Here is a 23,551-nt window from a genome sequence, read left to right as displayed (position 1 = left end):
CGGGCCGTGCGGCTCCGTCCCGTGCGGCTCCGTCCCGTGCGCCGGGCCGTGCGTTTTCCAAACAAACCCGAAGTGCTCCCCGCAATTCTGGGTATGAGCACCCACGTTCCTCCCGCCGACGCCACCCGCACCGCTACATGGAATTCCGTCCACACCGCAGCGCTTGAGACGCTCCCGCGCTCGCTCCGGCTCCTGGGGGTCGCCGCGGCCGACATCGACGACCTGGTCCAGGAGGTCCTCCTTGCGGCGTACGAGAGCCTGGATCGGTTCGATCCCGACTACCCCGCCTCCGCCTCGCCGCCGCCTCCGCGCGAGGCCGACGCGGCGGTCGATCCGCCGCAGCGGGATGGCCGGCGCCCGCGCGGCACGGCGGAAGCCCGATGGCTCTTCGGGATCGCGTGGCGGAAGGTCAGCAAGCACCTGGAACGCGCCTACCGCCGCCGCGAAGTGCCGGGCGGCTTGCACCCCGGGCCGCGCGGCCAGGCTGCCGACCCCGCGCCGAGCAGCGAGCAGCGCGTCGTGGAGCGGGAGCGGCTGGAGCTCGCGATCGATGTGCTGAGCACGATCGCGCCCGAGCGGCGGGTCCTGCTCGTCCTGCACGAGGCCTGTGAGGTGCCGATCGTCGAGATCGCGCGCGAGCTCGGCATCAACTACAACACGGCCGCGAACCGGCTGCGCCTGGCCCGTGAGGACTACCGCGCCGCCGTCGCGCGGCTCCGCCCGGACCAGCGGGAGGCGCTGCGCGCGTGCTGGCTCCCGTTCCCGCTGGCGTCGGAGCTCCTGGCGCGCGACGGCGGCGCGAGCACCACGGCGCTGTCGGCCCCCGCGCCGCCGGCGCCTGCTCCGCCTGCGGAATCCGCGCCGCCGGCACCGCCGCCGACAGCGCCTGCGCCGCCGGCTCCGCCGGGACCGCCGCCGCGTTCGCCTGCCACCTCGACCCTGCCACGGAGGCCAGGACGGATTGCCGTCGCCCTCGGGTCGGCCGCGGCGGGCGTCGCCGGAACGGTCGCCGTCCTGCTCGCCCTCGCGCCGCCGCCCGCCCTCTGGGCGCGCCGCTTCGGGCCGGTGCTGCCCGAACTGAGGCCCGCGGGCGGCGCCTGCCTTGCAGCGACCCCGCCGCAGCAGGCGCCCGAGCCGGGGCCCGTCGCCCCCGCGCCCGAGGCGCCCCACCGCCCGTGCCCTGCTGCTCCGCGGGCGGCGCCTCGGGCCAGCGAGGCCAGCGAGCGTGATGACACGTTCGCGGAGGAGCTGCGGCTGCTCACCGCGGCGCGAGAGCGCCTCACCGCCGGTGATGCGGCCGGGGCGCTACGGCAGATCGCCGTGCACGCGCAGCGGTTCCCCGGGGGCCAGCTGAAGAATGTGCGGGAGCGGCTTCGCACGGTCGCCCTGGCGCGCGTCGCCGCCCCGGAGCAGGGCGCGGCCGGGAGCGAGCCGTCGCGATGAGGGGGCCCTGCGGCAGACCGAGGCTCGGCGCGCGCCTGGCCCGGTGCGGCATCGGTCCGCGCGGGGGCGCGAGGTGGCTGGCGCGCGTCTCCGTCGCCGCGGCCACGGCGGCCATGGTCCTGCTCGGTGTCGCGGAGGGGCACACCGCGCCGGATCTGCCACGGCCTGCGATGCGGCTGGAGGTCGTACGAGGCCCCGGCGCCGAGGGCTGCGCCGACGAGGCGCTCCTGCGCGCGGAGGTGGCGCGGGGGCTCGGCGGCGATCCGTTCGAGGACGACGCGCCGCGGGTGCTCACGGTCAGCATCGCGCGGGAGGGGCCGGAGCTCACCGCCTTGATGGCCCTGCGCGAGAGCGAGGGCGCGGTCGAGACAGCCTGGGCCGAGGGGTTCAGCACCCGGAACGGCTGCGAGGCGCTGCTCTCCGGCGTGGCCCTCGCGATCGTGGCGCAGATCCTGACCGCGCCGGAGCGGGCGCCACCGCCCTCCGAGCCCTCGCCACCGCCTTCACCGTCGCTTCCGCAGGCGCGCCGAGTTGCGTCGAAGCCACCGCTGCCGGAAGCGACGCCAGCGCCGACCGAACGCTTGCGGCTGGAGGCGGGGCTCGGGGCGACCCTCGGCCTGGGGTTCACGCCGGGGGCCGCAGCTGGCATGACCCTATCCATCGGCGTTCGCCGGCCCGATTGGTCGGTCGCGGTAGAGGGGCGTGCGCTCGTGTCCCTGGCGCAGGAGGTGAAAGAGATGACCGTCAGCACGAGCGCCTTCACGACGGCTGGTGTGGGCTGCCTGCACGGCCACCACCTCTTCGGCTGCGGGGTCGCGACCGTCGGCTTCGTCCGGTTCGTGCCCCGGCATCCGTGGGACATGACATTACGCGACGACGCTCTGTTCAGCGTTGGAGCGCGGCTTGGCAGCGCCTGGGCTCTCTCGGACAGGTGGAGCGCGCATGGATACGCCGAGGCGAGCGCAATCGTGGCGGACGCGGTGCTCCGGCGCCAAGGCGGGCGGCGGGAGTTCGCTGGAGCCATCCGATGGTCCTCACCTCCGGTCGCCGCGGCGCTCGGATTCGGTGTCACGGCGAGGTACTGAACGATTTCGTTGAGGCCCCCGCTCTCCTCGCCCTCGAGATGAGAACTTTCAGAAGGAATGCTCAATGCTCAGTGCAATCGACTGTCCGGTGCAAGGTGCCTATTGTGAGCGCGCACCATCTCTACGTATCTTCTCCAGCATGCGAACCTGCTTCCTCCTGCTCGTAGGATCCCTCTTCTTGCCGGGCTGTCCCGGAGATCCGACCGTCTACGGTCCCTGTCAGCCGCAGGAATACGGCCTCCCGGGCTGCCCGTGGCCCGAGGAAGGCGGCGGCGGGGCCGGCGGCGAAGGCGGGGCCGGCGGCAGCGGCGGGGCCGGCGGCGACGGCGCCGGTGGCGGCGACGAGACCGCCTGCGCCGGCGATTGCGTCCCACCGGCGCCGCTCGGCTGGTTCGGCCCGGCGCTCCTCTGGTTCGGCCCGCGGGACCAGGTGCCGGACTGCCCCGCCGCCGCGCCGAACATCGGCTACGAGGGGTTCGCCGATCTCGCGCCCGCACCCCTCGCCTGCGCGGCCTGCTCGTGCGATCCGCCTGACGCGGCCACCGCCTCGTGCCAGCTCCCGCTGGGCTGGTCGGTCCACGCTTCGGCGTGTCCCGGCGACCCCGGCGGCGTCACGACCCCCTTCGCGGCGCCCGACGGCTGGGACGGCGCCTGCACCGCCGCGAACGCGATCCCCGCCGGCCAGGACTGCGGCGGGAAGCCGTGCGTGCAATCGGTCTCCATCGAGGCGCCGATCGTGACAGCGACCGGCGCGTGCACGCCCAGGGTGGACGAACCGCCACCGCCGGCGCTCCTCGATCCGTGGCAGACCCGGGCGCTCGCCTGCGTGCCCGGCGCCTACACGGAGTGCGTGGGCGACCGGAGCACCTGCATGCCCTCGCCGGACCAGCCCGGGATCCCGCCGCCCGGCGGCTTCCTGACGTGCATCTTCCACGAGGGCGACGTGACGTGCGAGGAGCCCTACCTGGCCAGGCACGTCTTCTACGGCGGCGCCGAGGACACGCGCGGCTGCTCCGAGTGCGGCTGCGGGGAGCTGGAGGGCGCGTCGTGTACCGTCATGGCCTCCGTCTACAGCGACGGCGCATGCGGGGCGTTGCTCGCGTCGACCGTCGTGAGCTCGACGACGCCGTTCTGCGGGGTCACGCCGCCCGGCGTCGCCCTCGGCAGCAAGTCGGCGGAGGTCGTGGCCGTGGATCCCGGCGGCTGCGCCCCGAGCGGCGGCGAGCCCACCGGCGAGCTGCTGCCGGCCGAACCGTCGACGTTCTGCTGCCAGGCATAAAGCCCGCGAGAAGAAGAGGCGATCATCGCGTCGCGCTCGGCAGCAGCTCCACCTGATCCGCGAGCTCTCCGCGATCTTCATCGCGGAGGGCCGCGACCAGGGCGCCTGCGAGCGGCCGCGAGCCGACCGTCGGCACGACCAGTTCACTCACCCAGAACGCCATGATCGCCCCCGCGAGCGTGCCGCGTCCCTCGGCGCGAAGCCGCTTCATGGCCGCGCTGGCCGTGACGTCCGAGGGGCGGCTGCGCGTCAGGGAATGGGTGCACTGCCAACGAGCGTTCGCGGCGTGGACCGCGCGAACCGATTGGACCACGTCGATCCCCTGAAAACGAAGCGAGGTCGTGCGCGACCGGCCGCGCGAGTCATCGCTTGCTCCCGACGTCCTGGACATCGCGTGCGCCTCGGCGAGCTCGACGCGCTCGCCCGCGACGCCCGATCGTGGCCACACGCACGGATTCATCGAAGAACGACAGCCTTTCCTGTATCCTCTTGCCTGCTTCTTGAGGCAAACGCGAGCCACCACCAGATATCCATGAGAGCAAGAGCCGATGACCGCAACACTTCGTCGTTCAAGGACGGTCCGTCCCAGCCTCGCCCAACTTATTTCCGCGACGGTACTATCCCAAACCGGATGCACGATCCTCGACGAAAGACCAAAACCAACGTGCATAGATCCATCCCCCACGTGCGTGGCACTGTGTGCGCCAGAAGATACACAGCCTCAATTAAGCGGCTGCATCAGAACGACGCCGTTGCAGAATCAATTCGTGGACACGGTAAACGCGAAATCATGTTATCAATGGCGCGACTTGTTGCAGCCCGCCAGCGGCATCAACCTGGATATCACGCCTCAAAGGATTGGAATAACACCGGTTAAGAAGGAGCCCTGTTACTACTAGCTCATGCCACCCTGGAGACCCATTTCGCCACACTAAATCGCCTGCGTATAGCGACTATTGTTGCCCCGTTGCAATATTCGACACATGGGAACGTCACCCAAGCCGACAATATGGATCGGATCAGGTCTCATCGCGGTCGCCGCCTTGGCGGCGGCATATAATCTGGGAAGAACCTCAGCAGAGAGCGGCAGCCGTCATCAACGGCAACAGGGAGCCGCCAGCAAGAACGATCCCGATCTTCGGTCAGCTCTGAGCGCCGCCCGGAAGAGGTTGGCCAGCTGCGAAGAGACCCTCCAGCGTCACGACCAGCATCTTCAGAAGAGAGAGGAAACGCTCCACACCAACGAAGACAACCCCACACCTTCACCCGTGCCAGCGCTTCCGACGCAATGCATCATTGCATCGCAGGTGAAGGAACTGCAGATGCTGGGTGCGAACTGCAGGAGCCTCAGGAGACATTTTGCTGCGTACAAGACAATACTGGGCAGCAATACGATCAATTGCGAGATCGTCTTGGATGTTCTATCCGTGGCTCACGCGCAGTCCTCCTTCTGTGCCGCCATCATAAGAATCAACGAAGGCACCGCCTACCGAGATGCTATGAGCGACCCGCTCGCCATTGCCGCGACGGAAGACGCCTACGCGACCAGGGACGAATACGGCAACCCCAACGACCTTAGAGCACTGGTGAAGAACCCAGAGTGCATAAGCCAATTGCGGGCCGAATGAATCCAACCCATTCCACGCCGCCGTTCATCTCGCGGGAGCCATCGCTCCGCTGGTCGGACAGGCCAGGGTCGCCATTCTCAGGCACGCACCAGGACTTTAGCTCGTAACGCTCGACACATGGGAACATCACCAAAGCCGACAACGTGGATTGGATTTGGGGCCATCGCGATCGCGGCGCTGACGGCGGCATACAATCTAGGAAAAATCTCTGCAGAGAGCGACGAACAGCCGCAAGCACGCCAGGACGCCGCCAGCAAGAACGACCCCGATCCTCGGTCGACCCTGAGCGTCACCCGGAGGCGGTTGGCCAGCTGTGAGAAGACCCTCCAGCGTCGCGATCACCATCGTGAGAAAGGACAGGAACATCCCTCCACCAACGAAGACAAGCGTCCCCCTTCGCCTAAGTCAGAGCGCCCGGAGCAATGCATGATCCAATTACAAGCGAGCGAGCTAGCCATGCTGGACGTGGACTGCAGGGGCTTTCTGGCAGGGTTCGGCGCTTACAGGGAAATACTCGGCAGCAGCACGTTCGACTGCGAAACTGTGTTGAGCATTCGAGACCTGGCTCGGGACCAATACTCGGCCTGCTCCAGTATCATAAGATACTTCGAGGATGCGCCGCAGCCAGGGGTCACGGGCGATCGTCGCAGCATCGGGGCGATGGAAAATGCTTATACGTTCAAGAGCTACTACGACGACGTCGACATCGATGAGCTAGTGAAGAACCCCGCGTGCATAGATCCAATGCAGACCGAATGACGCGAGCGTGCTTCACGCCGCCGCTCAGCTCGTGGAAGCCTTCAGCCCGGCGTTTGCGCAGGCCACGGCAGGCATTCTTGCGCGCGCTGTCAGGGCTTGGAGTGTTCTCCCTTGCCGCTCTGACATCAGCGCAAGAGCCACGGCCCCCAGAGCAATTCCATTGGGACGGCCTCCGTCTCAACGGCATCGTTCAGACGAAGCTCCCCCATCTCGCGAGACTCGGAGTCACTTACGGCGGCGGAACGGCTCCGGGGGCCGTCCATACCGTCATGGTGAGCTTCGGGCAGACCGGGAGTCCCACCCAGGAGCTCAACATCGGGTACTTCATCGGCGTTGGAGTGGGCAAGGAGAACATGTCGACGATAGAAGACAAGAAGCTGGGGATCCACGCCACGTACGAGGCCGGACCGTTCCGGGCGAGCGCGGCCACGAGCTTTCAACTCTACCAAGTGATCGGAGCCGTTCTTCCCATGTTCACCACGACCTTGAGGCCGCAGGGGACGCTTGTCAGGACCACGCACGTCGATCTGTTCCTCGGCGGGGACGTCTATTCCCGTAACCTGAACTTCCAGCTCGGCTTCACGTGCGGATTACGATTCAGGGACATAAGAATCTTCGATCGAAGCATCGACGGACTCTTGTCGATCACGGAGATGAACGCTTGGACGAGCGTTTCAGCGCATGGAACTCTCTGGATGGCCTACGTCGAATCGCGCCTCGGGATCGTCGTCGATCTGGAGCCCGACGAGGGAGACAAGGGAGAAGCGCGCAACCGGATCCGTGAGTATGGGCAGCTCTGACCGATCGCGCCTGGGACGCCGCTCGCCTTGTCGCTCTCGCTCAGGCTGGTTTCGACGCGCGGGGCTCCGGCGAACGGTACGCCCTAGTCTACGACGGATCCGACCGGCGCGGCGCTCTCCGGTGCGCTCAGCGGGAGCTCCACCACGAACGTCGCGCCGGCGCCCGGCTTGCTCTGCACCCGGATGGATCCGCCGTGCGACGCCACGATCGAGCGCGCGATGTAGAGCCCGAGCCCGATGCCGCCGAAGTTGCGCACCGACACCGCGCGCTCGAAGCGCTCGAAGATCCTGTCCTGATCGGCCTCCGCGATCCCGATCCCCTCATCCCGGATCACGAGCTGCACGCGATCGGCCTGCCGCCGCACGCCGATGAAAATAGGCCCGCCTGCGCCGTACTTCATCGCGTTCGACAGGAGGTTGACGACGACCTGCTCCAGGCGATCCGGATCCCAGTACCCGACCACGGGCGCTCCCAGATCCAGCTGCGTCGGGCAGCGGGCGTCCGCGAGCTGGGGGCGCATCCGCTCGACGACCTCACGCACCAGCGCCGCCAGATCGACCGGCGCCCGCGTGAGCGTCAGCCGCCCGGCGTTCATCCTCGTGACGTCGAGCAGCTCGTCGACCAGGCGCCCGAGCCGCGACGTCTGGCGGCCGAGGATACGGAACATCGCCTCGATCCGCGCCGGGGGAACGCCTGCGAGCGAGCCGCGGTGCAGCAGTCGCTCGGCCGCCTGCACCTGCATCTGCATCGAGGTCAGCGGGGTCTTGAGCTCGTGGGACGCGACGACGAGGAACTCGTCCCGCCGCTCGATGGCCTCCTGGGCCTCGGTGTACAGGCGGGTGTTGTCGAGCACGAGCGCCGCGCGGCGCCCCAGCTCCTCGGCCAGCCGCAGGTCGGCGGGGCCATAACGGCGCTCGGGCGCCGTCGCCAGCAGGGTCATGACGCCGAAGTACCGGTCGCGCGCGAGCAGCGGAACCCGCAGGAACGCGTGGACGCCGAGCCGCTCCCAGCGCGGCCTGACCCGCGGGTCGAGCGAACGCACCTGCTGCACCAGCGGCGCGGCGCGGCCATCGACCCCCTCGGATCCGGCCGGCGGCGCCTCTGCCAGAGCGCGCAGCGCTTCCTTCAGCGCTTCCAGCTGCTCGCCGGGCACCCCTGCGACGACCGTCGGGCCCGGTGTCCTGTCCGCCGAGAGCACCTCGACGATGCACTGATCCGAGAGCTCGGGCACAGGGAGCTGCGCCACGCTCTCGAAGGTCGCGCTGTACCCCAGCGTCATCAGCTGGCGGCTCGCCTCGGCCAGGAAGCGCTCGGCCTGCTCGGCCCGCTTGCGCTCGGTGATGTCGGTGGAGATGCCGCAGAGCACGCCGGGCATGACCCCCTCGCCGAGAGGGAATTTGATCGACAGGAACGTGTGCAGCCCGTCCTCCAGCGGCACCGTCTCCTCCCACTCCATCGGCGCGCCCGTCTCGAGCACCTTCCGCTCGTGCTCGCGGACCATCTCGGCGAAGGGAGCCGGGAAGAGGTCGGCGTCGGTCTTCCCGAGGAGCTGCTCGCTCGGCATGCCCAGGAGGGCGCCCACCTGCCGGTTGGCGAGCAGGAATCGGCCCTCTCGATCCTTGACGTAGACGCTCGCCGCCGAGTTGTCGACGATGGCCTGGAGCATCTGCTGATTGGCCTTGAGCGCCTGCTCCGCCCGCCGCCGCTCGGCGTTCTCCTGCTCCACCTCGGCATAGAGCGTCGCGTTCTCCAGCGAGAACGCCGACTGCGAGGCGAGCAGCTCGACGACGCTGAGCCGCCCGGGGGTGAACGCCCCGGTGGCGAGGTTGTTTTCCAGGTAGAGCAGGCCGATGAGCCGGCCCTGGCGCACGATCGGGAGGCACAGCACCGATCTCGGGCGCTTGCGCCGGAAATACTCGTCCTCCACGAAAGGGTGCCGGCCGGCGGCGTCGTCGAGCAGCACGCGCTCGTGGCTCCGGCGAACGTAGTTGAGGACCGACCGCGGCAACGCAGCCGAAGGCGCCTCGCCCGCGTCCAGCAGCCGCACCGCGCCCCCCGGCGTCTCGATCGCCGCGAGCCACAGCTGCTCCTCCCGGACCAGGAGGAGACAGCCCTCCTCTGCGCCCGCGTGCTCGACCACGATGCGAAGCAGCATCTCGAGCAGCCGCGAGAGCTTGAGCTCGCCGGAGATGCTCTGCGCGGCCTTCACCACCGACAGGACGTCGAACTGCTCGGCCCGCACGGCGAAGGTGACGGTGGGGGCGATCGGCTTGCGCTCGACGAGGTGCGGGTAGCGCTGATCGAGCTGCTCCACCTTGGCGTGGGCGCCCCAGCGGAAATAGCCGGCGCGGGCGCTTCGGAGGTAGCTGTCGGCGGGCGTCGAGAGGCCGCGCGCGCGGTAGAACTCCGCGGCGAGCTCGCAGGCGATGGCCTCATGCTGGACGAAGCCGCCCTCGCGCGCCGCCGCGATGGCCTGCTCGTAGAGCCGGCTGGCCTCCGGCTCGCGCCCCAGGAGCCGGGCGATCTCGGCGCGGACCAGGGCGTGCTTGTGGAGGAAGTTGTCCGGGCCGCTCCTGGCCCACGCGCCGAGCTGACGCTCGCACTCGATCAGCTCCTCCAGCTCCTCGGGGAGCACGCACGGCGGGGACGGCTGCGCCTCGCCCGCGCCGTGCGGCGCGTGCGGCGCGTTGAAGAGGGCCGCGAGCGCGAGCGCGCGATAATAGAAGCTCTCGACGATGAGCGCGTGCGGACCGACCCTGGGGGGGTGCTCGGCGATCGCGCGGATCGCCGCCGCGAGCGCCACTCGGGGAGAGCCGAGCACGAAGAGCGCCTGCGCCTTCAAGCTGTAATAGAAGTCGCGAGCGGCCTCCAGATCTCCCCCCTCCTCCAGCCGCGCCTCGAAGGCCGGCGGATCCAGCTCGGACCCGTCCGGCATCGAGAAGCGGACCGGCCTCCCGCGCAGCGTCTGGATCATGGCGTGGCCGCCGAGGAGGGCGTTGTGCGCGAACGTGTAACCGACGCTGCGCACGAAGCCGAGGCGCTCCGTGACCTCGTGAAGCACGTCCTCCAGCGCCTCGCCGGAGAGCAGCGGGAACAGCGCGGCCCAGATGCAGTTGAGGCACGCGTTGTTCAGATTGCCGGACTCGACCGCAGCGCTGAAGCCTTCTCGCGTGTACGGATACGTCTCTCTGTAGTGGCGTGTCCAGAAGACGACATAGTGTCCGAAGAGGATGACCACCACCGATTTCGTGGTGAGGAGGCCGCTCTTCTGCGCCAGGTCGTGGCCGAGCCTGCCGAACAGGTGAGCCTCCTCATATCGCCCGAACCTCGAGCTGATCACCATCGCGAAGGCGGCGTACGCGACAGCGGAGTGCTCGGCGTTGCCGTGGCGCAGGCTGAGCTCGACCATGCGCATGACGACGAGGTTGTACAGGTTCGGGTCCACGAAGAACGAAGGCAGGGACACGCTCTGCAGCACGCCCATCGTGATCTTGATCCCCGGGTGCGTCATGGGCGGCAGGTGGATCAGGCCCTCGATGGCCCGATGGCCCAGGGCCTTCCAGACGATCTCGGTCTCCTCCTCGACCTGCGCGTCGGTGGGGTGCAGCGGCAGATCGACGTCGCACGCGCGGAGGCACAGGAGCCCGATCTCCACCGCGCGGGCGTATTGCCCGCGGGTGACGTTCAGCGCGACGGCGAGCTCGACGACGGTCGCCGTCTCGTGCCGGGTCCTCGCGCGATCCATGAGCTCTTCCACGCGCCGCTCGGCTTCCTCGAAGCTGCCGGTGATGTACGCGATGTGCGCGCGCTCGAAGGTCAGGCCGTAGGTCAGCTCGTGGCGCGTCTCCCACGAGGCCGGGGCGAGCAGCGCGAGGCCGGCCGCGAAGAGCGCGGCGGCGGACTGGAAGGCCGCGGCCGCCTTGGCCTTTCTGCCGGCGCGGAGGTTCAGCGCGGCGACCTCGTCCCGCTCCGCCTGGGAACGCAGGAGCGCGGCGCCGCGGTTGAGGTGGCCGACGACGTCGAAGAGCGCGTCGTCGCGCTCCTCCGCGCGTCGCGCCCCGAGGAGCAGCCGCCCGATCCCCAGGTGCATCTCGGCGAGCTGTCCCGCCGGGATGAGCGAGTAAGCGGCTTGCTGCACCCGGTCATGGAGGAATCGATAGGCGCCGTCCCGGCGGAGCAGCAGCCCCTCCCGCACGGCCTCCTCGAGCGCGTCGCGGAGCTCCGCCTCCGGACGGCCCGCGACCACCGCGAGCGTGTCGAGCTCCAGGCTGCTGCCGAGGCACGCGGCGAGCGTGAGCGCGTCCCGCGTCGGGCCCGAGAGCCGCTTCAGCTTGCCCGCCATCAGCTCGACGACGTTGTCGGTGAACTCCTTGTCCCGGGCCGCGGCGATGTCCCAGCGCCAGCTGCCCTCCTCCGCGTCGAAGGTGATGAGCCCCTCCTGGTGCAGCGCGAGGAGGAACTGGAGCACGAAGAACGGGTTGCCGCCGGTCTTCTCATAGACGAGCTCCGAGAGCGGCTCGGCCTGCTCTGCCGGCGCGTGCGGCGCGTGGACCGTCTCGGCGACGAGCGCCGCGACATGGGCGGCCGAGAGCGGCCCGAGGACGAGCTCGACGACAGCGGCGCCGCGCCCCCGCGCCTCGGCCAGCGTGAGCCGCAGCGGGTGCGCTGGGCCGACCTCGTTGTCGCGGTACGCGCCGATCAGCAGGAGGTGCTCGGACCCGGCGTAGGTGGCGAGCTGCTCGAGCAGCTGGAGGCTCCCCGCGTCGGCCCACTGCAGATCGTCGAGGAAGAGCGCAACCGGGTGGTCCTTCCGGGCGCACGCCGAGACGAAGCGCTGGAGCGTCGCGTGCAGCCGGCTCTGGGCCTCGGCGGGCGGCAGCTCGGGCACGGGCGGCTGCGGGCCGAGGAGCAGCGTGAGCTCGGGGAGCACGTCGGCGAGCAACCTGCCGCTCTCGCCGAGGGCCTCCCGGAAACGCTGTCTCCAGCCCTCGACCTGCTCCTCGCTCGCGCAGAGGATCTCCTGAAAGAGCGCCCGGAACGCCTGATGGAAGGCGCTGTAGGGGACGTCCCGCGCGGCTTGCTCGAACTTGCCGGACAGGAAGAAGCCGCGCTCCCTCACCACCGGCCGGTGCAGCTCGGCGACGAGCGATGATTTGCCGATGCCCGAGTAGCCCGACACGAGCACGAGCTCTGGCCGGCCGCTCGCGACAACGCGCTCGAACACGGCGAGCAGCGCCGTGACCTCGCGCTCGCGCCCGTACAGCCGCTGCGGGACCTGGAACCGGTCGGAGAGATCGCGCCCCCCGAGCGCGAAGGGGGGAATGGATCCGCTCGCCCGCCATCTGGCGAAGCACTCGTCCAGGTCGTGCCGCAGGCCCGCCGCGCTCTGATAACGCTCCTCGGCGGCCTTGGAGAGCAGCTTGAGCACCACCGCGGAGAGCTGCGGGGGAATCGAGGGGACGAGCACGTGCGGCGGCGGCGGCGCCTGGGCGATGTGGCAATAGACCCACGCGACGGGATCGCCGGCCTGGAACGGCAGCGTGCCCGTCAGCATCTCGTAGAAGACGACGCCAAGGGAGTAGAGATCGGTCCGCTGGTCGATCCAGCGGTTCATCCGGCCTGTCTGCTCCGGGGCCATGTAGGCCAGGGTCCCCTCGATGAGCCCGATGTGCTCGAGGTGCTGGAGCTCGCGGGGTATCCGGGACGCAATCCCCAGGTCGGTGATCTTCACCTCGCCGGTGGCGGGGTTGAGGAGCACGTTCTGCGGCTTGATGTCCTTGTGGACGATGTCGTGCCGATGCAGCCCTCCGAGCGCCTCGACGAGGCGGAGGGCGAGGGGGAAGAAGCGCGCGAGCGGCGTCGGCCCATCGCCATCGAGCAGCCGATCGAGCGACACGCCGCCGAAATCCTCCAGGACCAGCGCCGGCTGTTCGCCGAGCATGGCGAGCCCACAGGGCTTGACGATGGCCGTCGTGTCGAGCGCCCGGGCGATCTCGTATTCGTGGCGAAGCCGCTCGGGGGCGCGAGGGCTCGCGTGATCGCGCCGGAGGACCTTGAGCACCACGCGATGGCCATCGTCCTCGCGTACACCCCGGTAAAGAACGGTGTCTGAGCCCTCGTAGAGGGTCTCGATGATGGCGTAACGGGACGAAGACCCGTGATCGGACGAGACGGGATTGGTGCCCACGTGAGCCCTGATGCGGGTGATGCGCGGCACATGCTGCCATGGTCGGCGCGCGTCGCCAGCGCTTTGAGCGGGCGGCGCGCCGGCCCTCATCCGTCCTCCGCGAACCCCGGCGCGCGACGGGTCTTGCTAGGCACGCGCCGCCGGCCGGAAGCGGGCGAGCAAGGAAAGGGGCACGTCGGGCAGCGGCGGAGGCACGGGCTCGCCGAACGCCAGGAGATTCAGCGTCTCTTCGGTGAAGCGCCCCGTGAACTGGCGCCGCCGTGCGGTCAGCCATGCTGCGACGGAGGCGGCGCTCTCCTCGCGCGCCGCCTGGATGCCGGCGCTCTCGTCGGCGTCGAGCGGCGTCGTGACGATGAAATCCTGGACCGTCTCGAGGACCTCGTGGAACCGCGCGAGCTCGGTCTGGATGCCCTCGTCGTCCGGTCGAACGTTCGGGCTGTCAAGCCCGAGCACGCACCGTCACATGATGGTAGCATCCGCCGGAGCCATGGATCCCAAGGGGTACAACGGGAGCACGGGGCCGCAGTTCAGCGACGCGATGCGCATTTCGCAGAGGGCCGTCTTCCAGCTCGCCGATCGTCTCACCGACGCAGGGTGGAAGGTGGATTCGTCCTCGATCTACCCGGACACGGGCGAGGACGTTCGGGTCGAGATCTTCGAAACCGGAGGCGCGTGCACCGGGCTCTCGCTCGACCTCCAGGTGAAGGGACACAAGAGTATAGAACGGTTCCACGTGGAGAGCGATCCCGCTCATCTGCACTATCCCCTCGACGTCAAGCACCTCGTTGGCTGGGAGAGAAAGACAAGGCCCGTCGCGATCATCGTCTGGGATATCCGCGAGCGGTGCGGGTACTGGGCTCTCGCGAGAGACGCCTGCGAGCTGCTGGACAAACGGAGCCGCGGATGGCGCGGGCAGCAGGAGGCGACGCTCCTCATTCCCAGAGCGAATATCACCGACGAAGAGGGGCTCGCGAGACTGCGAGTGGCGGTGGCACGGGACGAGCTTCCCAAACTGGTCCGGCCAGGCGAAGACGTTCCCTTCGAGCTGCAGGTCGACGATAGCCCCGAAGGACGCGCCAAGCTCGACGAGCTCACCAGGTTCTGGGAAGGTGGCGGCGCGGTGACGATCGAGAGCCGATTCATCTCCGACCTGGTCATGCGCCACGACAGACTCCGCGCGGCCTTCGGAGAGGACTACTGGAAGCGCTCCACCGAGGTCCAGCTCTTCTCCGTCGCTGGACGTGAATTCGCGCCGGTTCGAGTCGAGGCCGAGTCACCCGCGGGGACAGCGCGGCTTCCGTATGTCGAGCTGCGGCCTGTGCGCTCCGGCCATCGATACAGGACCATAAGCAACGAGCACCAGCGCGCAGCGGTCACCTTGACGCTCACCTTCAGTGACGAGGACGCGCAGCGCGTCGAGGTGAGCGTCGAGCTCGCGCTGCACAGAAGGGACGTCTTCGAGGCTACTGCTGCGGTGCGGTTCGCCCTCGTGGCGACGGAGCCCGGCGGTAGTCTGCGGCTCGATCGGCTCGACGAGAAGACGGACGCGTTTCTCGTGCCGTTCCGTGCATCCGTGCCGGAGGAGGAACGCGCCGCGCTGCGACGGGCGCGCGAGCTCTTGGAGAAGCTTTGCTGGCTTCAAGATCGTGTCCGGAGACACGGCAATTTCGACTTCACATTCCCCCCGCCCAAGCAACAACTCGAAAGGGCGCGCAAGCTGCTCCGGATCGTGGCCGGCGGCGAGCATGAAATGGTGTGCAACGCAACCATCCGCACCGATCGAGCAAGAGCGCTCGCGATCGACGCGACCGAGGGCCCGATGACCTTCGTCGTTGATGGCAAAATCGACAACGAGGACGCTATCGAGGTCTTCGGGGTCCGTGTGCCTATCGGACCTGTACGGTTCGTGATCGCGGATGTGCCGCGCTTCGTGGAAGACCACAACAGCGCGATGCAGCATGCGCTGGCGTCGCAACAAGCCACATTTCAGGTGAAGATCCAGTGCCGCGGGAGCTACCTCCACTGGACCCCTGAGGGAAGCGTCGAGGATCGCCTCGACGCCCTGGCGAAGGAGCAGTCAGGGTACTTCACGGCGGATCAAGCAGGATCGGTCGGTTGTTTCGCCGACTACCTGGACTACCTCGAACAGCGCCGGAAGGTGCAGACGGCAGCGGAGGGCGTGTACCGCATGGTCAACTTCCCACCGATCTCCGACGTGGAAGATCTCGTCGTCGTCTGGCTCCAGAGCGGTAAAACAGCTGTCTTTTCCCATCACACCGCGCTCGTACTCCACGAGCTCTCCGATATCCTTCCCCCGCGCATTCACGCGACGGTTCCACCGGACTGGACGCCGGCGGCGTCGCTGCCTGCTCACGTCGTCCTGCATCGCGCGACGCTGGCGGAGTCGGAGATCACCTGGCACGACGTCGTGCCCGTCACGACCCCCATCCGCACCCTCCAGGATTGCGTGGACGCCGGACTCGATCCCGACCTAGTGGACCAAGCGCGCCGCGAGGGAATCGAGCGAGGCATGTTCCCCGCCGACGAGCTACCCCCGAGCACGACGTTCGCCGCAGAATGAAGACGCGAGGCTATCGAACCGCCGATCAGTTCCGGCAGGCGCTGGAGCAGCGGATCCGCACGGAGGCGCAGCGCGCGGGCATGCTCGTCGTGCGCGTCCGTCAAATACTGGTCTTCGAGCGATTCACAGCGCGGCTGGTGTCGGCCTTCGGATCGCGCGTGGTGCTCAAAGGAGGCTTCGCGCTGGAGCTGCGCCTCCATGGGGCGCGAGCGACGCGCGACGTGGATCTGCGCATCTCAGGAGATCCCAGCGCGCTGCTCGCCGAGCTGCAGGCCGCAGGTCGGATAGACCTCGGCGATTTCATGACATTCGAGATCCGGCGTGATTCGCAGCACGCGGTGATCGCAACGACGAGCCCTTACCAAGGATACCGCTTTCGGAGCGAGGCACGGCTGGCCGGAAGGGTCTACGGCGAGCCCTTTCACGTGGACGTCGTCTCCGGCGGGCTCATGCCCAGACCCCCTGACCGCATCGCCGCGGGGGAGTTCTTCGGGTTCGCAGGGATACCTACGTTCGAGATCGCCGTTTATGCGCGAGAGGTGCACATCGCTGAGAAGCTGCGCGCGTACACGTATCCGTGCCCAGGAACCAATCCTGCTGAGGGTCGTCTCATTTCAGCCGGACCCAGTGGGTGAGCCACAGCAACCCCGCACTACGAGGCGAGGTGCCGCACGGCGACGTCCATCACCGGGTGGGGCGCCTGGCGCACGGCAGGGATCCTCATGTTCCCGGCCGGCTGGACGGACACGGTGAAGCGTCACTCCCAGAGCAGGAGTGACGGCACCACGTTCGGCGCGGCCAGCCTCAGCATCTGGTATCCGATCCCGGATGCGCCCTGAAAAAGCGTGGAGCTGTCGATCGCGCCCTTCAAGCCGAAGCCAAAGGATCCGCGGCGCTCCGCTCTCCTCAAGACCTCCCTGACGATCTCGATCGCGGCGTGCTCGAGCTCTGGTCGACCGCGCCTCCGGGCGACAGTCATCAAGAGCTCCACTCGACCCATCGCGCCGCAGCAGAGCTGATCGATCTCTCCGCTGTCTGCCCGGAGGGTCGCGTCGACGGCAGCCCCGATATCGAGCTCCAGGGCCGGGCTCTCGAGGACGTCGGCGCAGGCGAGCCGGCCGAGCCCAATACCCGGCGCGCCTTGGCACCACGACGTCCCGAAGCTCGACGCGCCATCCTCCTCCGGCAGCCGCAGATCGGGCCAGTTACGGCTGTCCTCATCGAACAGCGCCGCCTCGTACGCGATCCCTTCCAACGCCGCCGCTCGGAGGTCGTCGCGCCCTGTCACCCCATACAGGCGCATCAGCGCGGCGGCGATCCCCGCTGCGCCGTGCGAGAAGCCCGTCAGGAAACGATCTCCGAGGCTCATCCAGCTCCGTGCGCCGGTCGCCGTGGGGGCGCGGGTTCCCAGCAGGACATCGCCGCAGACGACCGCCTTGGCCAAGATGCCCGCGTCGTGGGTCCGCGCGTGCAGCGCGAGCAGCGACAAGAGCGTTCCGGCGACGCCGTCGATCACATCGGCTCCTCGCGTGGCACGGATCCGCTCCTCCGTGAGGAGCGCGGCGACGCGCGCCGCGTCGTCGAGCGCGCCCGGCTCGCCCAGGAAATCGCCGGCACGCATCAGCGCATAGCTCAGCGACGCGAAGCCAGCCGCGCCGCCGGCGCCCATCGCCGCGGCTATCGCCTCGAACCGCCCGAGGCGCAGGCTCCGGCGGAGCGGATCCAGGGCGAGGCGCGCGAGATCGCCGTACCCACGGTCGCCGGTCTGCCGCGAGAGCGCTGCGAGGAAGAGCGCCACGCCGGACGAGCCGTCGAAGAGGCCATAGCCCATAAGCAGGACCCTGCGTCGCCTCCCGCCCTCGACGTGGTAGGGTCCTGTCCAGGTCGCGCCCTCCTCGGTCACGATGGCCCGCGCGCGCACGCCGTCGCCGATGGCCCGTGCAGCCGCCAGCAGGTCCTCGACCGAGTGCGGGCCGCCGCGGCGCTCCGCCTCGCTCGACAGGAACGGCCTGCTCCTCGTCGCAGCCACGTTGGCGCCGACCGCGCCACGGATGAACGCGATCTGACGGACGAGATCAACGTCCCTGAGGCCAAGGAGGCGCTCGACAGCAACATGATAGCCGGACTGCTCGAGGGCCCCTGGGACGGTGGTCCCTGCCTCGCTCATCAGATCTTCGCTGTGGGCCGCGGCGACGAACACCGGTACGTCCATCCGTTCAAGCGCAGCGATCTCGTCTCGAAAGAGCGGCCACAGCGCGATCGGATCGGTCGCGGTGGGCGGGCAGCTCGCCAGCGCCTCGAGCTCGATGCCCCGATCGGCGCCATGCCGCAGGCAATCGGGTCGAAGCGAGCGGGTGAGAAGCAGATCATAGAGCCGGGTCGGTCGGAGGACGACCCGGACTCGCCCCCGAGACATCGCGGCGAGCGGGCCCTCGGGCGCCAGCATCGACGCGCGCTGCTGCAAGAGCACTCCGTACATCGAACGGAAGCCCTCGACCAGATCGTCCTCATGCGCGGCGAGCCCGAGGTCCCCGCCCGCCCCCGCTGGATCACCTCTCCGGTGCTCACTCCGGTGGCGCGAGAAGGTGAGTTCCATGCGATCGGTATTGATCTCCGACCAAACCATGATACCGAATCCCATCGCCCCCCCACGCGCCCCGCCCAGGCCACTCCCATCGTACAGAACGCCGTCCGGCCCCACCTCGTAATATGGCAGGAGACCGGTCTGCAGCACGGAACTATCGAGCCCCGGATCGAAGCCTCCAGCATGGGGCGCGCTCTCTCTCCCGGACCGCGGTCTGGGCGAGAGGAGCATCTCCAAGTCGATGAGGACAGGGTGCTCCCCACAGGCGATAATGTTCTCGTTGTGAAGGTCGATTCCCGCGAGGGCATGGGCGAGGCAGAGGAGCATCCCGGCGCGGCGGAAGTAGCGGCTCGACTCGTCGCGGTCGCGGCATGGGCGGCTCTCAACGATCTCGACCCAGCCATAGCCCTCACGACGAAGGCTCCTCGGCGCCTCCAGCGGCAACAGGCCGCTCCGCTGATTCAGCCAGCGCAAGAGGTCACCGAACATCTCGTCGAGGCCGAGATCCTTGGGCTTGTAGAGGATCGAGATGCCCGAGGCGAAAGAGATCCCGGTGACCGCGCGGCCACCTCGATGCCGGTCCGATAGATAGGGGTGCACCCGCACGACCGGTCCGAGGTCTCGCTCTTGGGTGCCGGCGCAGAAGGCCGAATTGATTGTGTCGCGGTCGCGCTCCAGGCGGTCGAGGAGCTCCGCGGAGGCGTCGACGAAGAGCTCGATCGCTGAGCCAACGAGCCGCGCGAGCACGCAGTACTCCGAGAAGAAGCCGGCCAGCCCTCCTTCCGCGAGCTCGGCGAGGAACGCCTCGTAGAGTCGCCGAGAGGGCTCGCCGCTGAAATCGTCGAACATGCGTGCCAGCGGGGACCACCCTGCGGCGCGGAGCAGCGAGAACTCCAGCTCTAGCGCCTGCGCCGAGAGGTGGCCGAGCCAACGCCAGAGACCCTGCTCGAGATCGGCGCGAGCCTCCGCGGACAGCAGCAGCACGCCCGAGGGGCACCGCGCCGCGAGCCTTCGACGGGCGACCCGGAGAAAGGGAGTATACACCGGCGCAAAGGGGATATCTCCAGGCGGGGCGCGCTCTCCCTCCTCGCGGCCGACGGCGCTCTCCTCCAGGGCTTCTCGCAACACCGTCGCCCAGCCGGGCACCTCTATATTGCTTGGAAGGAGCGCGTCTTCGAGCGCCGGACACACGGCATCGATGCTCAGTCCATCCAGAGAGAGGCGCTCCTCTAGGTCCTCCAGACGCTCCACGCGCAGGGCGCTGCGCCACCGCTCCAGGCGTGCCTCGACCTCCCTGTTTCGACGGGCCCTCGGCTCGGCGTGGACGCAGTGCGCGATGCGCTCCCCAAGGGGGAGCGCCCGAGCGACGATCGCGCGTAGATCGATAGCAGAGGGCATGCACGTCTCCGTTCTTCGACCACCGAGCGCCGCCGCAGGGGTCGTCACCGCGCAACGCGTGTCAGCCGCAATCGCACGGCGACGAGATCGCCGTCGATGTGACGGTGGCCACCCCGATGCTCCCGCTCGCGGACAGGAGCTCTACCTCGGTTACAGTTCGGAAGCGATCCTTCGAGTAGGGGATTACGAGGTAGCGGACATTCGGTGTTTCCTCGAGCACACGGACCTCGACCTTCTCGGATATCTGCGTCCCGAGCTCCTCGGCCAGTACGGCCTTGGGATCCTTGAGCAGCCTCTGCTTGTAGCCCTCGTCCTTCCAGACGCGCGAGACGATATGGGCGACGAAGGCGTCTCGATCCGTGATGGTTGTTTTCATCGTGCTCATACTCCCCCTGCTCGTCCACACGAGCTTTGGTGTGGCCTAGCGTGTCGGTTCGATCGAGCGACGTCAAGGGTGAGGATGTCTGCAAAGCTCCGATCATGGTACGGCGTAGACGCTCCACTCACGCGCTGTTCCGTGCGATCAGCGCTTGATCTATCCAGGGCGATCGCCACCCTCTCTGCGATCGCCTGCACCGGCCGCACATCGAGCTGCGTGGTGAGGTCGAGCAACCGCGCCAGCTCGATGGCGTTGGACGCCGGCATCACCATGGTCTTCCGACCGTGGTGCAGTGCGGCGCTCAGCTTCTCGGGGATGCTGTCCACACGGTTGACGTTCCCATGGATCGAGGGCTCCCCGGTGACGTTCAGTGCCGGCAGGCGGAGAGCATGGCGATGGCAAGGCGACGCACGTGGTCGTGCCCGTACCCCGGGTCGGCGATATTGACCAGTTCTTCGAGCGCCTCCCCGTCGAAGCGGCATAGGTCCCGGTAGACGGTGTGGATGCTCGGGCGTTCGGCAATGGAATCGGCCCATCGACGCAGCGGGGCGCCACCGCTCTGGTTCTTGTGCCAAAGGATCGTGTGCGCGGCCTGCGGCAGCAGCGTGCGCAAATACGCGTTGCCTTGCTTGGTGATCGAGCCCAGCCGCCGCCGCTCGCGCCCGCCGGAGGTGTCCTCCACTAGGCGCACACCGCCCGCTGAAAGCGGGCGAGCAGGGAAAGGAGCACGTCGGGCAGCGGCGGCGGCACGGCCTCGCCGAGCGCGAGGAGGTTCAGCGTCTCCTCGGTGAAGTTCCCCGCGAACTTGCTCCGTCGCGCGGTCAGCCACGCGTTGACGGAGGCGGCGCCCTTCTCGCGCACCGCCTGCATGTCGGCGAGCTCGTCGGCGTCGAGCGGCGCCGCGGCGATGAAGTCTTGGACCGTCGTGAGGACCTCATGGAACCGCGCGAGCATCGGTCTGGATGCCCTCCGCGAGGAGCGCGCGCGTCTGGATCTCCGGAAGACGCACGACGTCAAGGAACGCGCAGACGCGCGTGAGCTGCTCGCGCGCCGACACGCTGAGCGCGGGCAATTCGAGGTTGCAAAGAGGGGTGTTCGGCGCGGGCAAAGGGGTCATGATCCTGGAAAGATACATTGGACTCTCCCGGTCGCAACACCGCGTCCGTGCTCGCCTCGCACGGTTCCGCTCGTTCCGCTCGTTCCGCTCGTCAGCGGCGCACGAGCGCCTCGCTCCCCGCCAGCGTGCCGCCCAGGGTCCCCCATCGCCCCGCGAGCTGCCGGCCCGCGATCGCATAGCTGACCACGCCGACCTGCTGGCTCGGCGACCAGCCCACGACGAGCTGATCGCCCGAGCGGATGCCCACCCCCTTCAGCGCGCCGGTGCTCAGCGCCCACGTGACGGCGTACGTCTCGCCCGTGGGCACGATGACGACCGTGCCCTTGCGAGCGCCGCCGACGATCCGGTAGCTGCCGACCAGCCCTTCAGGGCCCTCCAGCTCCTCGGAGATCACCTGGCCGGGCCGGTCCGTGGCGATCCACTGCCCGTGGAGGCGGCCGCCGTCGATGCGGTAGGCGGCCGCGCCGTAGGGCCCGCCGCTCGCCCATCCCACGGCGAGCGTCTGCCCCTGCACGAACGCGATCCCCTCGTAGCCCGCGCCCTTCGTGATGATCCAGGCGATGCGGTACGTGTCGCCGCTCCGGGAGAGGAGGACGTTGCCCGAGTAGCTGCCCTGCCCGCCCGGATTGCGCGACGATACGATGTCGTAGGTGCCAGCCAGATCGACGTCGCTGCTCGCCGCCGTCGGCGCCCCGCCCGTGGCTGTGGCCGCACCGCCCCCGCCGTACAGCGGCGCCGGCGGCGCGCTGTCGGCGGCGCGGTCCGCCGCGCGGAGCCGCTGGAAGGCCATGAAGCCGAAGGCCATGAGCGCGGCCAGGGCGACCAGCCCGCCGCCCGCGATCGCGAGCAGAAGGCCCCAGGGCGCCCTGCGCGGGGGCAACGCCGGCACCGGGACGAGCGTGCCGCCGGTCATGCCGCCGACGTCGGTGCGGTAGACCCCCGGCTGGGTCGGCGCGGTGATCGGCCCGGAAGGGCCGGAAACCACCGGCGGCGTGGGCAGGGAGGGCATGGCCGGCAGCGGCGGGGACCTGTGGGCGGCCGCGGCGAGCACGGGATCGAGCGCCGCCATGGCCTGCGCCGCGTCGGCGAAGCGAGCGCGGACGTCGCGGGCGAGGCACCGGGCGAACCAGGCGTCGAAGCCGGGGGGGATCAGGTGCGCGCAGCCGAGCTGCGCGGCGCGGGCGGACGGCGGATCCAGCGGGCCGAAGAGCACCTCGCGCATGAGCGACATGACCGAGGCGCTCGGCCCGCGGCTCGGCTCGACCCAGTAGAGGCGCGCGGTGAGCAGGTAGAACGCGAGCAGCCCGAGCGCCCAGACGTCCGACGCCGGGACGACCTGCGCGGCGAGCTCGGTCTGCTCGGGCGCCATCCAGAGCGGCGTCCCGACCGAGGCGGTGATCGACGTCGTCGCCCGCGCCTCGGCCACGATCTTCGCGACCCCGAAGTCGAGCACCTTCACCTTGAAGCGGACGTTCTGCTGCCGCGGCCGCGCGATGAAGATGTTCTCGGGCTTGAGATCGCGGTGGACGACGCCCGCGCGGTGCGCCGCGCCGAGCGCGTGGCACAGCTGCCCCATCAGCTCGCGCACCTCGTCGGGCGGCAGCGCGCCGCGCTGCGCCATCACGGCCGAAAGGTCGGCCCCGTCGAGCAGCTCCATGGCCAGCCAGGGCGTCTGCGTCGCGGGATCGACCCCCGCGGCGACGACCTCGACGACGTGATCGCTCTCGATCCGCGCCCCGACCCTCGCCTCCTGCTCGAAGCGCTCGCGGAAGCGTGGGTCCTGCGCGAGCTGCGCGTGCATCAGCTTCACCGCGCGCGGCTTGCCCGTCGAGAGCTGCTCGGCGACGAACACGGCGCCCATGCCCCCCTGGCTCAGGGGGCGGACGACGCGGAAATCGCCCCCGAGGACGGCGCCGGGGGCGAGCGGTGCGGCTGTCGTGGGGTCGGCCATGGCGAACGGGAACCCTCCAGGCAACGTCGCGTGACGCGGGACGCGCGACGCGCTCTGGCAGCGTACCCAAAGACGCGCGATCCAGGGGCTCCGCAGAGCGCCCGGCGCCGCTGGCGGCGCCGGGGTCGGGTCTCCCCCCGGGCGCTGCGCGGGCGGCGCTCAGCCCCCGCCGCCCTCGATCATCACAAGGATCTGGTTCGTCGAGACGGACGGGATACGTCTTGAGCCCCTCCCCGCCGCTCAGGGCCTCTCCGGTCTCCAGGTTGAACTTCTGGGCGCGCAGCGGGCAGAGGAGCGTGCAGCCGCCGAGCAGCCCGTCGACAAGCGGGCCTCCCCGGTGCGGGCAGCTTCCCGACGTC

Annotated in this window: 18 protein-coding genes; 8 read left to right on the top strand and 10 right to left on the bottom strand. The window is 69.2% G+C overall.

The genetic code is table 11. The features are described from left to right. Positions 1-93: 93 nt before the first annotated feature. From WMF45_RS19900 to WMF45_RS19890, 3 genes are all read left to right on the top strand, one after another. Entirely contained in the window at positions 94-1,443 is a 1,350-nt protein-coding gene (locus WMF45_RS19900; protein WP_437718458.1) for an RNA polymerase sigma factor, read from the top strand. 113 nt (positions 1,444-1,556) lie between these two features. Further along, positions 1,557-2,528: a hypothetical protein gene (locus WMF45_RS19895; RefSeq protein ID WP_437718457.1), complete on the top strand. Its 972-nt coding sequence runs from the start codon at positions 1,557-1,559 to the stop codon at positions 2,526-2,528. Positions 2,529-2,667: 139 nt separating this feature from the next. Beyond that, the gene (locus WMF45_RS19890; RefSeq protein ID WP_437718456.1) at positions 2,668-3,807 is read left to right on the top strand and encodes a hypothetical protein; all 1,140 of its coding nucleotides are present in this window, start codon (positions 2,668-2,670) and stop codon (positions 3,805-3,807) included. Between the two features lie 22 nt (positions 3,808-3,829). Here WMF45_RS19890 and WMF45_RS19885 read toward each other — a convergent pair whose 3' ends face one another. After that, on the bottom strand, positions 3,830-4,477 hold the full coding sequence (locus tag WMF45_RS19885) for a hypothetical protein (RefSeq protein ID WP_437718455.1): 648 nt from the start codon (positions 4,475-4,477) through the stop codon (positions 3,830-3,832). A gap of 313 nt (positions 4,478-4,790) precedes the next feature. Between WMF45_RS19885 and WMF45_RS19880 the strand changes: the two genes are divergently transcribed. The 3 genes from WMF45_RS19880 (at position 4,791) to WMF45_RS19870 (ending at position 6,994) form a co-directional block, all read left to right on the top strand. Further along, positions 4,791-5,435 carry a hypothetical protein gene (locus tag WMF45_RS19880; protein WP_437718454.1) on the top strand — a complete coding sequence of 215 codons (645 nt, stop codon included), beginning with the start codon at positions 4,791-4,793 and terminating at the stop codon, positions 5,433-5,435. A 117-nt stretch (positions 5,436-5,552) separates the two neighbouring features. Continuing rightward, the gene (locus WMF45_RS19875) at positions 5,553-6,194 is read left to right on the top strand and encodes a hypothetical protein (protein WP_437718453.1); all 642 of its coding nucleotides are present in this window, start codon (positions 5,553-5,555) and stop codon (positions 6,192-6,194) included. Between the two features lie 269 nt (positions 6,195-6,463). Further along, complete coding sequence (locus WMF45_RS19870) at positions 6,464-6,994, top strand: hypothetical protein (protein WP_437718452.1); 531 nt, start codon at positions 6,464-6,466, stop codon at positions 6,992-6,994. Positions 6,995-7,077: 83 nt separating this feature from the next. Here the strand turns inward: WMF45_RS19870 and WMF45_RS19865 are convergent, their stop codons facing one another. Then, the gene (locus tag WMF45_RS19865) at positions 7,078-13,182 is read right to left on the bottom strand and encodes an AAA family ATPase (RefSeq protein ID WP_437718451.1); all 6,105 of its coding nucleotides are present in this window, start codon (positions 13,180-13,182) and stop codon (positions 7,078-7,080) included. A gap of 126 nt (positions 13,183-13,308) precedes the next feature. Next, entirely contained in the window at positions 13,309-13,635 is a 327-nt protein-coding gene (locus WMF45_RS19860) for a hypothetical protein (RefSeq protein ID WP_437718450.1), read from the bottom strand. Positions 13,636-13,669: 34 nt separating this feature from the next. Here WMF45_RS19860 and WMF45_RS19855 point away from each other — a divergent pair, with 34 nt between their 5' ends. Together WMF45_RS19855 and WMF45_RS19850 are read left to right on the top strand one after the other, a co-directional pair. Then, complete coding sequence (locus WMF45_RS19855; RefSeq protein WP_437718449.1) at positions 13,670-15,763, top strand: DUF4365 domain-containing protein; 2,094 nt, start codon at positions 13,670-13,672, stop codon at positions 15,761-15,763. Between the two features lie 80 nt (positions 15,764-15,843). Then, positions 15,844-16,398 carry a nucleotidyl transferase AbiEii/AbiGii toxin family protein gene (locus tag WMF45_RS19850; RefSeq protein ID WP_437718448.1) on the top strand — a complete coding sequence of 185 codons (555 nt, stop codon included), beginning with the start codon at positions 15,844-15,846 and terminating at the stop codon, positions 16,396-16,398. A gap of 122 nt (positions 16,399-16,520) precedes the next feature. On the opposite strand, the gene WMF45_RS19845 is transcribed toward WMF45_RS19850, so the two are convergent. The 7 genes from WMF45_RS19845 to WMF45_RS19815 form a co-directional block, all read right to left on the bottom strand. Beyond that, positions 16,521-19,745 (bottom strand): type 2 lanthipeptide synthetase LanM family protein, encoded by a 3,225-nt coding sequence (locus tag WMF45_RS19845; RefSeq protein ID WP_437718447.1) that lies wholly within the window; start codon positions 19,743-19,745, stop codon positions 16,521-16,523. 61 nt (positions 19,746-19,806) lie between these two features. Continuing rightward, positions 19,807-20,121, bottom strand: a complete 315-nt coding sequence (locus WMF45_RS19840) for an NHLP leader peptide family RiPP precursor (protein ID WP_437718446.1) — start codon at positions 20,119-20,121, stop codon at positions 19,807-19,809. 5 nt (positions 20,122-20,126) lie between these two features. Further along, positions 20,127-20,606: a S16 family serine protease gene (locus WMF45_RS19835; RefSeq protein WP_437718445.1), complete on the bottom strand. Its 480-nt coding sequence runs from the start codon at positions 20,604-20,606 to the stop codon at positions 20,127-20,129. After that, complete coding sequence (locus WMF45_RS19830) at positions 20,492-20,806, bottom strand: transposase (RefSeq protein WP_437718444.1); 315 nt, start codon at positions 20,804-20,806, stop codon at positions 20,492-20,494. Before WMF45_RS19830 ends, WMF45_RS19835 begins: the two co-directional genes overlap by 115 nt. Next, a complete protein-coding gene (locus tag WMF45_RS19825; RefSeq protein WP_437718443.1) occupies positions 20,806-21,078 on the bottom strand; it encodes a hypothetical protein in 273 nt (90 codons plus the stop codon). Before WMF45_RS19825 ends, WMF45_RS19830 begins: the two co-directional genes overlap by 1 nt. After that, positions 21,059-21,241, bottom strand: a complete 183-nt coding sequence (locus WMF45_RS19820; RefSeq protein WP_437718442.1) for a hypothetical protein — start codon at positions 21,239-21,241, stop codon at positions 21,059-21,061. Before WMF45_RS19820 ends, WMF45_RS19825 begins: the two co-directional genes overlap by 20 nt. A 91-nt stretch (positions 21,242-21,332) precedes the next feature. Next, positions 21,333-23,192, bottom strand: a complete 1,860-nt coding sequence (locus WMF45_RS19815) for a serine/threonine protein kinase (protein ID WP_437718441.1) — start codon at positions 23,190-23,192, stop codon at positions 21,333-21,335. Between the last annotated feature and the right edge of the window lie 359 nt (positions 23,193-23,551).

Source organism: Sorangium sp. So ce448, from assembly GCF_051520915.1.
In the GTDB taxonomy this organism is placed as follows: domain Bacteria; phylum Myxococcota_A; class Polyangia; order Polyangiales; family Polyangiaceae; genus Sorangium; species Sorangium cellulosum_B.
The sequence above is the reverse complement of the archived record's forward strand: the minus strand, read 5'-3'. Positions and strand labels throughout refer to the sequence as shown.

What these genes read in the sequence shown, in the direction of transcription:
- WMF45_RS19840 (WP_437718446.1), bottom strand. Translation starts at nt 20,121, where the DNA reads ATGAAAACAACCATCACGGATCGAGACGCCTTCGTCGCCCATATCGTC.
- WMF45_RS19880 (WP_437718454.1), top strand. Translation starts at nt 4,791, where the DNA reads ATGGGAACGTCACCCAAGCCGACAATATGGATCGGATCAGGTCTCATC.
- WMF45_RS19845 (WP_437718447.1), bottom strand. Translation starts at nt 19,745, where the DNA reads ATGCCCTCTGCTATCGATCTACGCGCGATCGTCGCTCGGGCGCTCCCC.
- WMF45_RS19900 (WP_437718458.1), top strand. Translation starts at nt 94, where the DNA reads ATGAGCACCCACGTTCCTCCCGCCGACGCCACCCGCACCGCTACATGG.
- WMF45_RS19885 (WP_437718455.1), bottom strand. Translation starts at nt 4,477, where the DNA reads ATGCACGTTGGTTTTGGTCTTTCGTCGAGGATCGTGCATCCGGTTTGG.
- WMF45_RS19825 (WP_437718443.1), bottom strand. Translation starts at nt 21,078, where the DNA reads ATGCTCGCGCGGTTCCATGAGGTCCTCACGACGGTCCAAGACTTCATC.
- WMF45_RS19870 (WP_437718452.1), top strand. Translation starts at nt 6,464, where the DNA reads ATGGTGAGCTTCGGGCAGACCGGGAGTCCCACCCAGGAGCTCAACATC.
- WMF45_RS19890 (WP_437718456.1), top strand. Translation starts at nt 2,668, where the DNA reads ATGCGAACCTGCTTCCTCCTGCTCGTAGGATCCCTCTTCTTGCCGGGC.
- WMF45_RS19820 (WP_437718442.1), bottom strand. Translation starts at nt 21,241, where the DNA reads ATGACCCCTTTGCCCGCGCCGAACACCCCTCTTTGCAACCTCGAATTG.
- WMF45_RS19835 (WP_437718445.1), bottom strand. Translation starts at nt 20,606, where the DNA reads ATGCCGCTTCGACGGGGAGGCGCTCGAAGAACTGGTCAATATCGCCGA.
- WMF45_RS19875 (WP_437718453.1), top strand. Translation starts at nt 5,553, where the DNA reads ATGGGAACATCACCAAAGCCGACAACGTGGATTGGATTTGGGGCCATC.
- WMF45_RS19895 (WP_437718457.1), top strand. Translation starts at nt 1,557, where the DNA reads ATGGTCCTGCTCGGTGTCGCGGAGGGGCACACCGCGCCGGATCTGCCA.
- WMF45_RS19815 (WP_437718441.1), bottom strand. Translation starts at nt 23,192, where the DNA reads ATGGCCGACCCCACGACAGCCGCACCGCTCGCCCCCGGCGCCGTCCTC.
- WMF45_RS19855 (WP_437718449.1), top strand. Translation starts at nt 13,670, where the DNA reads ATGGATCCCAAGGGGTACAACGGGAGCACGGGGCCGCAGTTCAGCGAC.
- WMF45_RS19850 (WP_437718448.1), top strand. Translation starts at nt 15,844, where the DNA reads ATGCTCGTCGTGCGCGTCCGTCAAATACTGGTCTTCGAGCGATTCACA.